The 15523-nt window shown below is 60.0% G+C and carries 15 protein-coding genes; 3 read left to right on the forward strand and 12 right to left on the reverse strand.

What is annotated here, in order from left to right; translation table 11 throughout:
* Positions 1–76 precede the first annotated feature (76 nt).
* A complete protein-coding gene (locus tag IG168_RS11985) occupies positions 77–934 on the forward strand; it encodes a patatin-like phospholipase family protein (protein ID WP_193164641.1) in 858 nt (285 codons plus the stop codon).
* A 19-nt stretch (positions 935–953) separates the two neighbouring features.
* Here the strand turns inward: IG168_RS11985 and IG168_RS11990 are convergent, their stop codons facing one another.
* The 7 genes from IG168_RS11990 to IG168_RS12020 form a co-directional block, all read right to left on the reverse strand.
* Entirely contained in the window at positions 954–1379 is a 426-nt protein-coding gene (locus IG168_RS11990; protein WP_193164642.1) for an MAPEG family protein, read from the reverse strand.
* Positions 1380–1481: 102 nt separating this feature from the next.
* Positions 1482–2027 (reverse strand): DUF1415 domain-containing protein, encoded by a 546-nt coding sequence (locus IG168_RS11995; RefSeq protein WP_193164643.1) that lies wholly within the window; start codon positions 2025–2027, stop codon positions 1482–1484.
* A gap of 14 nt (positions 2028–2041) precedes the next feature.
* Positions 2042–2578 carry a DUF2058 domain-containing protein gene (locus IG168_RS12000; RefSeq protein WP_193164644.1) on the reverse strand — a complete coding sequence of 179 codons (537 nt, stop codon included), beginning with the start codon at positions 2576–2578 and terminating at the stop codon, positions 2042–2044.
* Between the two features lie 103 nt (positions 2579–2681).
* Complete coding sequence (locus IG168_RS12005; protein ID WP_193164645.1) at positions 2682–3776, reverse strand: PaaI family thioesterase; 1095 nt, start codon at positions 3774–3776, stop codon at positions 2682–2684.
* Positions 3777–3912: 136 nt separating this feature from the next.
* Complete coding sequence (locus IG168_RS12010; protein WP_193164646.1) at positions 3913–4554, reverse strand: HAD family hydrolase; 642 nt, start codon at positions 4552–4554, stop codon at positions 3913–3915.
* Positions 4554–6029 carry an alpha/beta hydrolase gene (locus IG168_RS12015; RefSeq protein ID WP_193164647.1) on the reverse strand — a complete coding sequence of 492 codons (1476 nt, stop codon included), beginning with the start codon at positions 6027–6029 and terminating at the stop codon, positions 4554–4556. Before IG168_RS12015 ends, IG168_RS12010 begins: the two co-directional genes overlap by 1 nt.
* Positions 6030–6083: 54 nt before the next feature.
* A complete protein-coding gene (locus tag IG168_RS12020) occupies positions 6084–7154 on the reverse strand; it encodes an alpha/beta fold hydrolase (protein WP_193164648.1) in 1071 nt (356 codons plus the stop codon).
* Positions 7155–7466: 312 nt separating this feature from the next.
* Here IG168_RS12020 and gndA point away from each other — a divergent pair, with 312 nt between their 5' ends.
* The gene (gndA, locus tag IG168_RS12025) at positions 7467–8987 is read left to right on the forward strand and encodes an NADP-dependent phosphogluconate dehydrogenase (RefSeq protein WP_193164649.1); all 1521 of its coding nucleotides are present in this window, start codon (positions 7467–7469) and stop codon (positions 8985–8987) included.
* 66 nt (positions 8988–9053) lie between these two features.
* Here the strand turns inward: gndA and IG168_RS12030 are convergent, their stop codons facing one another.
* The 4 genes from IG168_RS12030 to IG168_RS12045 all read right to left on the reverse strand — a co-directional run bounded on the left by IG168_RS12030 (position 9054) and on the right by IG168_RS12045 (position 12067).
* The gene (locus IG168_RS12030) at positions 9054–9620 is read right to left on the reverse strand and encodes a DUF4136 domain-containing protein (protein ID WP_193164650.1); all 567 of its coding nucleotides are present in this window, start codon (positions 9618–9620) and stop codon (positions 9054–9056) included.
* Positions 9621–9733: 113 nt separating this feature from the next.
* Entirely contained in the window at positions 9734–10198 is a 465-nt protein-coding gene (locus IG168_RS12035) for a GNAT family N-acetyltransferase (protein WP_193164651.1), read from the reverse strand.
* A gap of 75 nt (positions 10199–10273) precedes the next feature.
* Entirely contained in the window at positions 10274–11266 is a 993-nt protein-coding gene (gene rdgC / locus IG168_RS12040) for a recombination-associated protein RdgC (protein ID WP_193164652.1), read from the reverse strand.
* Positions 11267–11407: 141 nt separating this feature from the next.
* Positions 11408–12067, reverse strand: a complete 660-nt coding sequence (locus IG168_RS12045; protein ID WP_193164653.1) for an HAD family hydrolase — start codon at positions 12065–12067, stop codon at positions 11408–11410.
* Positions 12068–12245: 178 nt separating this feature from the next.
* Here IG168_RS12045 and IG168_RS12050 point away from each other — a divergent pair, with 178 nt between their 5' ends.
* Positions 12246–14297 (forward strand): glycoside hydrolase family 97 protein, encoded by a 2052-nt coding sequence (locus IG168_RS12050; protein ID WP_193164654.1) that lies wholly within the window; start codon positions 12246–12248, stop codon positions 14295–14297.
* 73 nt (positions 14298–14370) lie between these two features.
* On the opposite strand, the gene IG168_RS12055 is transcribed toward IG168_RS12050, so the two are convergent.
* A complete protein-coding gene (locus IG168_RS12055; RefSeq protein ID WP_193164655.1) occupies positions 14371–15498 on the reverse strand; it encodes an alkaline phosphatase family protein in 1128 nt (375 codons plus the stop codon).
* Positions 15499–15523: the final 25 nt, after the last annotated feature.

Here is a 15523-nt window from a genome sequence, read left to right on the forward strand (position 1 = left end):
CGCAAATGTTCGAACGCAAGTTATACAATCCTTACCAGAGGGTGACTGTAACCTTGGATTGAGTCGGAGAGATTGTATGGGGGCTTCCGGACAGGACAGCAAGCGCGCGCTGGTTGTGGAAGGTGGTGCGATGCGCGGTATTTTTGCCGCGGGGGTTCTGGATGCTTTTCTGGAAGCGGACTACGAGCCCTTCGACTTCGCCATCGGTGTCTCCGCCGGTTCAACCAACCTGATCGGCTACCTGACCGGTGATCACGGCCGCAGTCGCCGGATACTGCTGGATCACGCCCGGCGCGAGGATTTCATCAACTGGCGCCGCGCCCTCAAAGGCGGCCACTTCTGCGATGTGGGCTGGTTGTGGCACGCGTCTTTTGACGAAGTCCCGCTGAACATCCAGCGCTATTACGATAATGCCGTTCCCCTGTACGCAGTGACGACCAATATCAATACCGGTGAAGCCTGTTATCTGGAGGTGACCGCGGAAAACATGCACGAGGTATTTCCGGCCTCCTGTGCCATTCCACTGTTCTATCGCGATTTTCCCCGGGTCAACGGCGAGCAGATGACCGATGGGGGGCTGGCGGATTCCATCCCCGTCATCCGCGCCTACGAGCAGGGCGCACGGGATATCACCGTGATCCTGTCGCGGCCACTGGGTTACCGCAAGCGCCCGCGCCCGACCCCGAAGTTGATGAAAGAGTTCTTTCACGATCACGCCCGCCTGTTTGAAGCGGTGCTGGAGCGGGGCGAACGCTATAACCGGGCATTGGATTTTATCCAATCACCACCGGACGATTGCCGGGTATCCGTGGTTGCGCCCCCGGACAACTTCCCGGTGGGGCGCTTTACTCGGGAGGAGTCGCTGCTGGAACGCGGCTATCAGGATGGTCGCGAGGCCGGGCTTTCGTATCTTGAGCCCGCGCAGGGTCAATGAGGGATACCCCGCGCTGCCGCTACAGCAGTTGCGCAATGGCACTGATAGTAAGCCCCACCAGCATCAGCGACGAGAGCATGAAGAATACAAAGCGGATTTCAATTTTATTGATCAGCGCCTGAAACAGGCTGTGAACAATCCGCAGGCCAACATAAGCCCAGGCGAGTACAAGATTGACTCCATCACCTTGCCCCATCAGCGCCAGTGCAAAAGTAATGGCATAGAACAGCGTCGGCTGTTCCATCAGGTGATTGTAGTTGTCGGCCTTCCAGCGTACGGAGGCGGGCAGGGTGTTCATCTGTTCGCCGCGCGGTGCGGCTGGATCGAGTTGCAGTTTGGCTTTGCGGATTGCCGGCAGGCGGGTCGCGTACATCCAGGCCCAAATAAACATTGACCAGGTGACGAGTGCGACAATCGGGGCGAGGATCGGGCTGGCAGTCTGCATCTTGTTCAGTTCCTTTTTTATTGTTGTGTTTGTTGTTTCGTTAGCGGGTGCCGGAGAGTCCCGCCAATCAGGGAGGTTATAAACTCTTTCGCTACAGGCAGTTTATGAAAATAGGTAGGGAAAAAGCCGGCGCTTTTGTTCCTCGTCCAGCGCCTGTACCCGACGGATATTATTTTCCGGAATCGCATCCGGATCCGGATAATTTCTCAATACCCGCTCGAGACTGGCTTCGCGCAGCAGGTGCAGAATCGGGTAGGGCGCACGATTGGTCAGGTTCTCTGCATCTTCGGGATGGGTGCCGGCGAACTGGTAGTGCGGATGGAAGGTGGCCAGCTGGTAAATGCCGGTATAGTCCTGCCGCTCGATCAGCCATTCCGCCAGCTCGAGAAACTGGTTGTAGTCAGCGAAATCCTGCAGGTATGCGGGAATGATCAGCAGGGTAGTCTCGATCTCCTCGGCGGGCTTTTCGTCCAGCAACTGCATCTCTTCCAGCAGCTCCGCCATCAGGGTCTCATCGTCCTTCGCCGCACTGACGCGGTAGCGGATCTGGCCGGCGCGCATGGGTTTGCGGGCAAAGGGGCAGAGGTTCAGGCCTACCACAACATCCGCCAGCCACTGTTGTACGTCTTCAACTACCTGCTGATCCATGGTGAGGGAATGCTTTACCACATCAGGTCGTCGGGGATCTGGAAGTCCGCGTAGGGATCGTCCTCGTCCGGGGCGGCGCTGTCGGCGGGGGGCTGTACGACTGCAGCGGGGTTGCGCTCGCTGATCTTCTCGGCAATGACCCGCGGTACCAGTTCAAACTGCTCGTCGAGGCCAACAATCATCAGGCGGCCGGCCGCCAGGTGGTTACGCACGGCTTCAGTGACGTAGATGCTTTTGATTTTCTTGTCGAAGGTAAAGTTGTAGGCGACATCGCCATTGCCCTTGGGCTGCTTGTTGTTGGCGACCATCTGTTTGATCTGCGCGGCGATGGCTTTCTGCTGGGCCGCCGCTTCGCGTTCCGCGTTCAGGGCGCGGTCGCGGGCTACCTTCTCGGCACGGGCGCGCTCGGCCGCGGCCTTGGTCTCGTCGACCACTGGCTGCGACGACTTCTTGGCAACCTTGTTCTGCTTGCGCTTTTCCTTGCTGATGGCCTTGGCTTTCTTGTTGTCGACCAGACCGGCTTTCAGCAGTTGATCCTGCAGTGAGCTCATGGGAATACCTGCAATCTGTTGGGCGTGGGTTCGGCGCTGCGACCGAGCCGTAAGGGGGCCATTTTATCGGAACTTCGCCGGGCTGTTTACTGTTCGGGGGCAATCAGCCGGTTTTGTGCCCCCTGGCGGTGGCTCTCGCGATAATGTCCTCGGGCCGTAGCCCTTCGCTGAGCTGCCTTGCGCCGCCGGGCACCAGCAGTGCGGAAGCGGTCGCCATGGCCACACGCTTGCCCTCGGCGTTGTCGATATTGCAGGAGCTGACGCGCAGTTGCCGGCCGCGGTGCTGCACTGCGCCCTTCAGAATCAGGTCTCCGCTGTCGATAGCGGCGGGGCGGGTGAAGCGGATATGCATATCCAGGGTGGCAAATATGTCACCGGCGGGCAGGGTTGAGTAGACCGCTGCGCCCATAGTGAACTCGGCTGCCCAGGCCAGCAGGCCGCCATATATCGAGTAGCTGCCGTTGGAAAACCACGGTGAGGACGGAATGACCGACATGCAGTATCCGTCCTCGATAACCAGCGGCCGGTAGCCGGTCAGGTGCCAGATCGGGTGGGTGCGGCCGCCGGTGATGGTGGTCTGCTGGAGGTCGATCGGTGTCATCTCTCCGAATTTTTTCAGATCGCAGAAGTTGGCAGCCGGGGGATCGCGCAAATAGGGATCCGGCGGCTCGCTGGGGCCCAGATCTGGTGCCGGTAGTTTCTCATCCGGATCCACCGGCAGGTCGGCGATCAGGCAGCGGGTGCTGCCGAAGGCCAGCATACGCCCATCCTGATCGGTGATCTGGATGGTCGACAGCCCGACCTGGCTGCCGGAATGTACGGTTTCCGCACGTCCCACCATATTGCGGGTGGAGGCGGTCAGGGGGCGCACAAAGCACATGTTGAGTTCGGATGTGGTGAGAATCTTGCCTGCCGGCAGGGTGGTCCAGATGGCGGAAGCCAGCGGTGAGTCCGCAAACAGAGCGTACAGGCCGCCCCAGTAGATGCCGGTGCCATCGGCGAGCCAGGGAGTGACTGGCATGGAAAAGGTGGCCCGGCCGAGTCCGACCTCAGTCGGGCGCATGCCGGTTAGTCGCCAGATCGGTGGCGCGGGCAACTGGCCATGGGTAAAACGGCGGAAAGTTTCGAGACCCGGCTGCTGCAGCGCGCGCAGGTCGCCGATGGCGCCGCGGTGCGGCTCGTCGGTGATATTGTCCATCGCTGTCTCCGGCTGCTGGACCCGCCGAGAGCCGTGCGGAGAGGGCGGCTTCGGGGGCCCCCGGCAATAATAGGGTTGCCGGGTGGCACCGACGACGGTGTGTTATTGCCGGCGCGCTCAGTGGTGAGGCTCGTGTTCAGTGCCCGGCAGGAAAAGCGAAATCGCGCAGTTTGCATCGGATTTGGTCGATTGAGTTGACCCTGCAGCTGTGAATGCCCAGCGTCGCCGCGGTGGCGACATTTTCCGGATTGTCATCGAAGAAAAGAATGTGCTCGGGGGCGACCGACAGGGCATCCATCACGTGGTGAAAAATACGCGGATCGGGCTTCGCCAAGTGCAGCAGGTGCGAGGCAAAGATTTGGCTGAAGTAATCGGGCAGGCGGAATTCATGGATCAGGCGTGGCCAGTGTAGTGCGTTGGTATTCGTCAGTGCGGCGAGGCTACAGTCTCGTCGCAGTCGAGTGAGCAGCTCGCGTGCGCCGGCGCGCAGGCCTATGGGCCAACGGGTGAATTCTGCAATGATGTCAGGGACCGCGACGTCCAGTTCCAGCTCGCATTGCAGTGCACCGGCGAAAGCTTCCGGCGAGAGAGAACCGCATTCGAATTGGAGCGCAGTGTCGGATCTGAACCAATCGATACTGTCAAATGTCTGGCCATCGGGTAGCCATGCTTCGGGCAGGGGTGTTGGCCGTAGATCGACCAGCACGCCGCCGAGATCGAAGAGTATCAGGTCGATCTGTTGATCCATGTTGCGGCATGTTCCCCATTCACTTTTCATCAGCCCGCAGGAGCCATATTCGGCAACTCGATGCGAATTACTTTCTTGCGAATGGGGCGGCCCTGCATAAATTGGTCAATGACATCCTGGATTTCCGACGAGGCCATAAACAGGTTGTGACCGGCATTTTCCACGGTAATGGCCGTGACATTTTCGAGATCGGCAACAGCTTCGCGCTGGCTTTCGAGATAGGTTCTGCCATCAAGGGTGCCGCTCAGCAGCAGTAGCGGCACATTGCCGTGCGGACGGTTGCGAAAATCGTCTCCCAGGTCCAGCTCCGGTGCCATACCGTCGTAGAAGTAGGAGAAGTTGAGGAAGTCCTTCAGCAGCGCTGTCCCTGCCTCCCGGGCGACCCGAGCCCTGCGTTCGTCGCTGATACCGGATGCAATATCCATGGCCGTCGGCATGGGGTACAGAGTGATGGGAGAGCCTGGGTGAAGGAACTCATCGGGATAATAGCGTCGGGGAACGGCATCGAGCGTGGGAGACTCGCCGCGGTCGAGGTCGCGGTAGATTTTCAGCAGGCCCGCAGCACTTTTGGGATCAGTAATCAGGCCAGAGGCAACCAACTGCATATCCCGCCGCCGCAGCAGGGTTTCTGCCATATGGCCATCTCGCTGGGGAATCTGAATTCGCACGGGATTCTGCTCCAGCTTGCGGTGCACCCTGCGTACCAGCGCATCAATATCCGGATAAGCTGCTTTGGCGGTGGGCTGTTGATCGACAGCAGCCTGCAGACGCTGGAAGTAGGTGTCTGTGCGAGTGGGAAGCTTGATGGTCTGGTCGAGTCCCTCGACGCTGGAGAGCACTACGCGGTCAATGTTATTCGGCATTTGCTTCAGCGCTGCCAGCGCGAGGTGGCTGCCGTAGGACGTTCCCCATAGGGCGATTTTTTCTGCACCCAGGTGCCGGCGCAGGGCCTGCAAATCGCGGGCATTTTCCTCTGTGTTATAGCCGGCGAGGTCTACGCCCTGCGCGCGCCAGAACGAAAGGCATTCGCGCAGTGCACGGCGGTGATAGGCAATGTAATCACTGTCAGATACGGGCTTCAGCGGAGGGACGGTTTCCTTTGACTGACATTCCGGCAGGTCATTGGACTTTCCGGTACCGCGCTGGTCGAGGGCGATGACATCGCCGAATTGGCGCAACGCCATAAACATGCCGTAGCGATAATTCACTGCGCTAATGCCGGAGCCCCCCGGACCCCCGGCCAGGTATACGATGGGTGGCCCGTCGGGGTTAGCGGTGGCCGGGAAGCGCACATAGTGCAGGGTAATATCCCGGCTATCCTCGCGCTGTCGATTCTCCGGTACGGTAAAGGTACCGCGGTAGCCCTCCGCTTTTTCTTTGCTCCAGGTAATGAAGGTGAAGGCCTCCTCGTCCGGCAGTGGCTTATCCGCAGCCTGCGCCGTCACAAACTGGGTGCAGGCTGCGATGATGGTTACGAGGCGCAGTAGTTTTGTTGATGTGTGCATGGCTGTGCTCGTCCTTGAGTGGGTAAATGTCGTGAAAATGGGATTCTGAATCTGTCAGCTCGCTTTTTCCGTGAAATTGTTATGTAGCCATTGGACGAGGTAGCCGGAAACGGCTTCCGGTGATGCCTCCAGTGCGAAGTGCCCACTTCCGCTGAGTGCATGCATTTCCAGGTTGGCGATATAGTCCTCGAGTCCCAGCTTCAACCCAAAGGTATTGATCGGATCCTGTGCTGGCCAGAGATACAGGTAGGGTACGTCAACTCCCCAATGCAGTTTGCGCTTGTTGAGTTCCTCCCAGGTCCGGTTCATTGCCCGGTACCAGTTAATGCCACCATCGAACCCGGTTTTTTCATAGGTGCTGACATAGACGCCGAGATCTTTTGCAGAGACGAACAGAGGATCTTTGCTGTTGCTGCGTCGTAGCATGCTCGGCAGGTCGAGGCGCCGCTCTGGCGAGGTCGCGGGCAGTTGCCGGAGATTGTCCGAAGTGAAATAGTCGCGCCGGAAAAAAGTGGCGAAAAAGCCGCGCACGTGGCTGTTCAGGAGCTTTTCCGGCACCTCGGGCCGCTGCATAAAGGCGTTATAGGCCGCCTTGTCCGCCAGTGCTTCGCCCTGCCAGTGTGGCGCTGGCAATTCGTCGGGGCGGTAGTTGTGCGGCCCACCAATATCGACCAGGCCGGCGCAGCGCTCTGGATAGAGCAGCAACATAGTGTCGGCAATAAACTGGCCCCAGTCGTGGCCACAGAACACTGCTTGCTCCAGCCCCATGCTGTCCATCATGCCGATCAGGTCGTCGCAAATCTCCGTGGCCGCATAGGCGCCGATACCCTGCGGTTTGTCGCTGAGACCAAAGCCGCGCAGGTCCGGCGCAATGGCGCGGAAACCGGCGGCGGCCACGCTGTCCAGTTGGTGGCGCCAGGAGTAGGCCAGTTCGGGAAAGCCGTGACAGAAGATCACAGGCATCCCGCGCCCCTTTTCGTAGACTGCCAAGCGGATGCCATTGGTCTCGATAAACTTTGGCGAGGGAAAGCCGGGTGCCTGTGCCGTGACGGCGCCGGGGAAAGCGGGCAGTGTCAGTGGCGCCAGGGCCAGGCTGGCGAGCTTCAGGAGATCTCTTCTATACATTGTTATTGTTTCCTGCAGTGCCGGCGGCGTTGAATATGACCGGCGATTCGCATTTATGGCCAGCTTAGCGAAGTTTGATTGCCGGGGATAGGGCGGGGCCGGGGGCTGGTAGATGACTGGCGTTGGCAAATTCTGCCAGATTAAATAGGGTCCGAGATCTATTTTGCGGGATCTTATCCCGGTTGGCCGCAGTGCTCAGTGATAATAGATGGGCGCGGCTCTTAGGATGGATCTCCGCCCTCCCGGCATTGCGTCGCAATTGCTATACTCCGCGCCCCCAAACAGCAGCACCAAGATTTTCCGGAGAGATCCATGTCAGATTCACTGTGCGATATCGGCTTTATTGGCGCCGGGGTGATGGGCAAGAACCTGATCCTGAACCTGGCGGACAACGGCTACAAAGTCTGCGCCTTTGACCTGGATCAGAGCCGCCTCAATGCCTTATTGGCACAGGACGAGAAAGAGCGCGGCGACCAGCCGCAACGCGTGATCACCTGCAGCTCCTACACCGAGCTGCTGTCCAAAGTGAAGGCGCCGCACCTGATCATTCTCTCCGTTCCCGCCGGTGCACCGGTGGACGACGTCTGTACCAAGCTGCTCGACGCGGGCCTCAAAGCCGACGATATCGTCGTGGATACCGGCAACAGCCTTTGGACCGATTCCGTCGAGCGCTGCAAGCGCTACGAGGGCAAGCTGATCTTCTTCACCACGGCGGTTTCCGGCGGTGAAGTGGGCGCGCGCTTCGGACCATCCCTGATGCCCAGCGGCGACCCCTATGCGTGGAACCGCATCGAACCGGTCTGGCATGCGATTGCCGCGAAGGTGGATCCCGTTACGGGGCAGCCGATCGAGCGGTTTGAGCCGGGCAATCCGGTAAAAGAGGGTGAGCCCTGTGCCGCCTATATCGGGCCCATCGGTTCCGGCCACTATGTGAAGATGGTGCACAACGGCATCGAGTACGCCGATATGCAGATGATCTGCGAGGCCTACCATGTCATGCGCAGTTCGCTGGGTATGTCCCCGGCGGAGATCGCCGCGGTGTTCCGCGAATGGAACACGGGCCCGCTGAACAGTTACCTGATCAATATCAGCGCCGAAGTGCTGGCGACTATCGATACCGAGACAAACCAGCCGCTGGTGGATGTGATTCTCGACCGCGCTGGCCAGAAGGGCACCGGCCTCTGGACCGCAGTCAGCAGCCTGGAAGTGGGGTGTCCGGCCCCGAGCATTGCCGAGGCGGTTTACGCGCGCTCATTGTCTACGCGCAAGGTTCTGCGCACCCGCGCGGCGAAAAAGCTGCAGGGGCCGGCGGTGGAACCGATCGAGCCGGCGAAGCGCACCGAAGCGATTGCCCAGCTGCACGATGCTCTCTACTGCGCCAAGATCTGTGTCTACGCCCAGGGCTTTGACCTGATGAAGCTGGCGGCGCGGGAGCAGGGCTGGCAATTGAATTTTGCCGAAATCGCGCGTATCTGGCGCGCCGGCTGCATCATCCGCGCCGTGTTCCTGCAATCGATCAGCGACGCCTACGAGCGCGACGTCAAACTGTCCAACCTGCTGCTGGACGATTTCTTTGTCGAACAGATTGCCGAGCACCAGGGTAACTGGCGCCGCGCCGTGGCCGATGCCACGATGAGCGGCATCCCGGTTCCGGCGCTGTCTTCCGCCCTCAGCTACTACGACGCCTTCCGCATGGAATCCCTGCCGGCAAACCTGCTGCAGGGCCAGCGCGACTTCTTCGGCGCGCACACTTTCTCGCGGGTGGATCGCCCGGAGCAGCAGAAGTATCACGTGCAGTGGAGCGAGCCGGGGCGCCCCATCGTGGAAATCTGATTGTGCGAATGCGCGGCCACGTCATTTGGCGTGGCCGCGATCTCCGCTTCCCTCTCTAGCGATGTTTCAGTGGTACCGCTGCGTTAGCGGGAAAGTCCTGAACACTTCATCCACGGCCTGCGACGCTGTCTGCTCGGGTCGCGCCAGCATTTTTTGCGTGACGCGCTCGTGGGTCTTGCCTCGCCAGACCAGTTTGCGCTGGTGTACATCCAGCACGTCGACGGTCAGGTAACCTTCGGTGTACCGATCGATCGACGGGTCCTGATTCGCGGGCCGGTCCTTGTAGTACACCTCGAGAAACGGGTAGCGCGCCGCCGCGAACCCTTTCGTATATCCGGTCCTGGGCTGCAATTTGCGCTCGGTTGCCACCGACAGGCTGACCAGGAGGTCGGGATTGTTGCTGGGTGACAGGCCGCGGGCGGTGAGTTCCCGGGAAATCTCCGCTTTCAACGCCGATTTTACGCTGCTGTTTTTGCCGGTGTCCGGCACGAAACCGAAAGTCCGGTACTGCTGCCAGGAACTGCCGGAAGCCGTGCGGCTGTCGGATGGAGCGCCGGATCCGGCGCAGGCCAGCAGCAGGGTTGTTGCCAGCAGGGTGGCAATTAGCCGGGAGAGAGAGGCCTTACTGCTCATAGGCTGGGCTCCACAACAAAGATGATGGTCGCCGCAGGTGAAATTTGACGACAGTCTCTTTTATTGAGCCTAGTCCACATCGCTCCGCTGCGCCTTAGTGGAAATGACAGCTGTCAGGCTTGCAAACCCAAGTGCATGATGGTGACCGCCTCGCCCTGATAGGTTTCGCGTTGTATTTGCTTCCAACCCAGCCCCAGGTAGAACTTTTCCTGACCTGGCGTGAACAGGTAGAGATCGGTCAGGCCGCTTTGCCGGCATTGCTGCGCGATGGTGGAGATCAGCTGTCGGCCGAGGCCGCGACCGCGTTTGTCAGGATGCACGTACACGCTGGCCAGCCATGGCCCCAGGTGCTGATTGGTGGACATATCCTGTTCGATGACAGAAGCGGATCCCCAGATGCCCTCCTCATCGACCAGCACCCAGGTGGCCGGTACCGGCGCGCCGCGCAGAGAGCGCTCGAGGTCGTCGGCGAAGTCCTGCAGGCTCTGCTCCGGATAGAGGTAATGCCACTCGGCGTAGTGCCAGTGAGCGAGCTGATCGAGCGCCTGTGGGTGTTCAATAAGGTTTTCGACACGCACCTGGGAAATTTCCAAGGAATCGGTAATCGGCGCTCCCCTCGCTGACAGTGAGGGGAGCAGTGCGAGAGGGGCCGGTCAGAAGACGACTTCGTCGACTTCGCTGGCTTCCTGCGCCGCGTCGGCGCGGGTCGCGCGAGCGACGATTTCCTCGACGCTGGCAGATTCGGTGTTGGCGCCACCGAAGGCAGCCAGCAGATCCTGGATCAGCGCGGAAATCTCCAGGCTCATCACGGCAAAGTCGTTGTCGAAGCGCTGGGCCGCGTCTTCCGCCTCGCGGGTGTCGGCCTTTTCCATCACTTCATCGCCGAACTTCAGTTTCTTGATGGAGAGTTGATCATCCACCATCAGCTCGACGCTTTCCTTCCACACCAGGCCCAGCTTGTGCACCTGCAGGCCGGCCACCAGGTGGTTGTGGATTTCCTCGGCGTACAGGTCCTGATTCTTGCAACGAATGACGCTGCCGCTGTCTTTCGGGTCGCGCAGTTCACACTCGTGGCCGAATTCAAAGCCCGCCGGCGCTTCCGGAGCCGTCAGCCAGTGCGTCATCGTCTGCTGGGGCAGGTTTTTGGATGCCAGCGGAACCAGAGCCAGGCTACTAATAGCCTCGCGCAGGTTTTCCAGCAGTTCCTCTGCAGCCTTCGCCGATGAGGCGTTGACCACGACCCAGCCCTCCCTAGGGGCGATATAGGCATACTGCAGACGCGAGCGGCTGAAGGCCCGCGGGCGCATCTCCAGCAGGACTTCGTCCTTGAGGTTCTGGCGTTCCTTGCGCCCCACGGTGCGGGCTTCCTTCTCGGAGATGGCCAGTGCCTTTTCTTCCACCATTTCGTTGACGACGGCCGCGGGAATGACTTTTTCCTGCTTCTTGGCACAGACCATCAGGTAGCCGTTGGTGCTGTGTACCAGTTCGCTGCCGTGGCGCCCGAGTGGCGGGACCCAGCCATAGCGGGCCATGTCCTGGCTGCCGCAGGGCACAAAGGCCGCGGGCTCGAGCAGTTCGTTCAATTTTTCAGCAGTGAGGGCGAATTCTTTGGTGAGGCGGTAAACGCGCAGATTTTTAAACCACATTACAGCAGGCCATTGTTCTATCGGTTGGGGCGGTGGGCAATTATGGGGAATGTGGGCGGAGACATCTAGGAATAGGCCCGCAAAATTCAGGGTAGGCACTGTCAGCTGTATGCCAGATGACCAGGCCGGGTCCCCGGACAGTTAACGGCGTCGGGCCTCGACCCATTCCACGATATCCGCAAGCCCCCCGAAACGGTCGGCGGCCCGGGAGAAATCCTGGTGTTGGGACATATCGTTGGGCACGGCGAGGCAGGTGATCCCCGCTCCGACCGCAGCTGCCAGGCCGTGTTCGGTGTCCTCTACGGCTACACATTCCTCTGCGGAGACGCCGAGGCGCTGCATCGCCAGCAGGTAGCCGTCCGGATGCGGCTTGTTGCGCTCGACATCGTCGCTGGAGACAGTGGTTGCGAGCATCGGCTCGAGACCATGGGTTCGGGCGGTCGCGGTCACAACGGCGTGCCCGGAGCCGGTGACAATGGCCTGGCGCAGGCCGAGCGTGTGAAAGTGGCGAACCACTTGCAGTACACCGGGCATCAGGGGGAAAGCCGATTGGCTGAGAAATTCGCGCGTGGCCGCGGCCTTCTGGCGGGCGAGAAGCGTCGGTTCCACGGCCAGCGAAAACCTGGCGATCATATCCTCGGCGTTGGCCAGTGCGGGCAGGCCGGCGTGGTGCTCCCGGTAAACCGCTTCGCTCAATTCGGCGCCGTAGGGCGCGAGCACACCTTGCCAGATCCTGAAATGGGTGGGCTCCGAATCCACCAGGGTACCATCGTGATCGAAGAGAATGACTTTGATGGACATGGGGCCTCCTGCGCGGACAAATACTGAAAAATCCATTCTACCGAATTCGAGCGGGCGGGGCCTTTAGATGGGGCGTAGGGGAGGGCGGAGGCGGCGAGTGGCTGTACCGTGGTATACACGGTTTTCTGTTAAAAGAGCGGGCCCGTCTGCGGATCGGCCAATAAGGGGAGAGAGAATAATGGATAGGCATCTCAGGCAATTTGTTTACGGTTTGGGGCTCTGGCTGCTCGTAGTTACAGTTCCGGCGGCGGCTAAAGCAGTGAAGGTCACTTCTCCGGACGGCGACATTCTGGTCACGGTAAGCGATTACAAGGGGATTCCGCGCTACAGCGTCCAGTACCGGGGAGAAACCGTGGTCGAACCGTCGCATCTGGGGATGGTGTTCCGGAACGGCAAGCCATTCGCCGATGGCCTGGTGATTTCCGGCAGCACGCGCGACGCCAGCGACAGCAGCTGGGAACAGCCCTGGGGAGAGCGCCGCACGGTGCGCGACAACCACCGGGAACTGAGCGTCGACTTTGCCCGCGCCGACCGCTCTGCCGGTGCCATTAAAGTCCGTTTCCGCGTGTTCAACGACGGTATCGGCTTCCGCTACGAAGTGCCCAAGCAGGCGGGACTCGACAAGGTGGAGATTGTCGACGAACTGACCGAGTTCCGTATCGCCGACAGCGGCCAGTCCACAGCCTGGTGGATTCCGGCCCGTGGCTGGAACCGCTACGAATACCTGTACAACACCACGCCACTGCAAAAGGTGGATCGCGCACAGACGCCTTTCACCTTCAAAATGCCCTCGGGAACCCACGTAAGTATTCACGAGGCAGCGCTGGTGGACTATGCCTCAATGACCCTGGACCAGCGCCGCCTCGGCACCCTGAAAGCGTCGCTGGTGCCCTGGTACGATGGCACCCTGGTCAAGACTACCGCCCCGTTCAAGACGCCGTGGCGCACGCTGGAGATCACTCCCAACGCGGTGGGCCTGCTGAATTCTGACCTGATCCTGAACCTCAATGAGCCCAACAAGCTCGGCGACGTTTCCTGGGTCAAGCCCGGCAAATACGTGGGTATCTGGTGGGCGATGCATATCAAAGACAAAACCTGGGGATCCGGTAAAAAGCACGGAGCCACCACCGCCGAGACGGAACGCTATATGGATTTCGCCGCGAAATACGGTTTCGACGGCGTGTTGGTCGAGGGTTGGAATATCGGTTGGGACGGCAACTGGGCCGCGAACGGCGATGTCTTCAGCTTTACCCAGCCCTATCCGGACTTCGATCTCAAGGCGATTACCGATTACGGACGCAAAAAAGGTGTGCGCCTGATCGGCCACCACGAGACTTCCGGCAGCGTGACCAACTATAAAAACCAGATGGACGACGCCTATGACCTCTACCAGAAAATGGGCGTCACCCAGGTAAAGACGGGCTACGTTGCCGATGGTGGCAAGATAAAGCGCGTCGATGAAAACGGCATTGTTCGCAACGAGTGGCACGATGGCCAGTTTATGGTCGGCGAATACCTGCGCAGTGTCACCGAAGCGGCCAAGCGCAAGATCAGTATCAACACCCACGAGCCGATCAAGGATACCGGCCTGCGCCGCACCTATCCCAACTGGATTGCCCGTGAAGGGGCGCGGGGGCAGGAATTCAACGCCTGGGGCTCGCCTCCCAACCCGCCCGAACACACCGCGATTCTGCCGTATACGCGTATGCTGTCCGGCCCGATGGATTTCACTCCCGGTATCTTCGACCTGGGCTTCAATGGCCTGGATGCGCAGAACCGTCCGCGGACCACACTGGCCAAACAGCTGGCGCTTTACGTAGTACTGTACAGCCCGATCCAGATGGCCGCGGACCTGCCGAAAAACTACGAAGCAAAAAGGGATGCCTTCCAGTTTATCGTCGATGTCCCCACGGATTGGGAAAAGAGCCGTGCGATTGCCGGTGAAGTGGGCGACTACGTTGCCTTCGCCCGACAGGAGCGGGGCGGCAAGGACTGGTATCTCGGCGCCCTGACCGATGAGAAGCCCCGCACGCTGGAACTGCCACTGGATTTCCTCGAGCCGGGCCGGCAATACGAAGCGCAGATTTATCGTGACGGCGCTGAGGCGGATTGGCAGACCAACCCCTACAACATGGTAATCGAGCAGAAAAATGTCGGCAGTGGGGATACCCTGACGCTGAAGCTGGCGCGCAGTGGCGGTGCTGCCATACGCTTCCGTGCGTTGGATTAGTGCCGCGCATTACTCGATGAAAAAAGGGCGCCTGCGGCGCCCTTTTTTCATGATCGGGAAAATTTCAGCAGGTTTACTTCAACAGGACTCGTAGTGGGCTGCCGATATCCGCTGCGTAATTCCCCGGCTGTTCATTGAGTAGAAGCAGTGCCGTTGCCGCGACCTGGTTCTGATAGACGGTGTCGCCGCCGGAATACTCACCGCGCGCTTTGATGTCGGGTCCGAGGGCGGCCAGCCAGATTTCGTTGGAACCCGGAATACCGGTTTCCAGCAGCTGTTTCTGATCGGGGCGATTTTTCTGGATCGCCTTCGGACTCGCGTGATGTGGCCAGGTGGCAGCGTCGCGGCCGCGGCCATGATCGACAGTGATGATCAGGTTGGTGTTGTTCCGGTAGCCATCCATGGACTGCAGCGTGCGCCACAGGTTGCCGATAAACCGGTCGGCCCGGTGCGCGGCATCCAGATACTGGCCGTACTTCTTGTCGTGGGCGAAATCGTCGGTCTCGCCGAGGGCAATATAGAGCACCCGGGGCTTGTTCTGCTGCAGATAATCCCTGGCGAGATCATAGGTATAGGCATCGAAGCGCACGTTGTCCCAGGGCGTCGGTGTCTCCCCCAGTAGTTCGTTGAGTAGCTGCGCGCGCCCGGAAAGCCCTGGCCAGTTTGCGGGTTCGAAGCCGGCGTTGACATAGACACCGCTGCGGCCCCGGTTGATGATGGCCGGGAAAGCGTCCCAGCTGCCGAAGGACGCGACTTTGCCGCGGTAGGCCGCCTTGCCATTCAGCCATTCCAGAAATGTGGTATTGCGGTTGGGCACGGAGTCATTGGAGTCGATCGCCGGGTCCGCTTTTCCGGTGAGAATTTCGTTGTAACCGGGGTAGGAGAACCACCAGGGGTTGGTGACTTCCATTCTGGATCCCTTGTCGCGATTTCCGAGCAGCGCGCCCTGTTTGGCAATGGTCTGCCACAGGAACGGCATCAGTTTACCGCGCCTGTCGGTCGCGTTGTCCCCACCGTATTTTTTTTCAATATTCTCGGGATGTCTGGTCAGTGACTTTTCCTGCACGATCGACTGGTCGTAGCCCTCGAAGACATCTTGCCAGCGCAGGCCATCGATCGTGATCAGGACAAGGTTGTCGGCGGCGTGGCAGCTGGTGCAGAGCAGCAGCACCATTGCCAGGCCGGAAAGGAGTTTTTGCATTGTGTGGTCCCCAAAGCACAGTGGG

Source organism: Microbulbifer hainanensis (assembly GCF_014904735.1).
In the GTDB taxonomy this organism is placed as follows: domain Bacteria; phylum Pseudomonadota; class Gammaproteobacteria; order Pseudomonadales; family Cellvibrionaceae; genus Microbulbifer; species Microbulbifer hainanensis.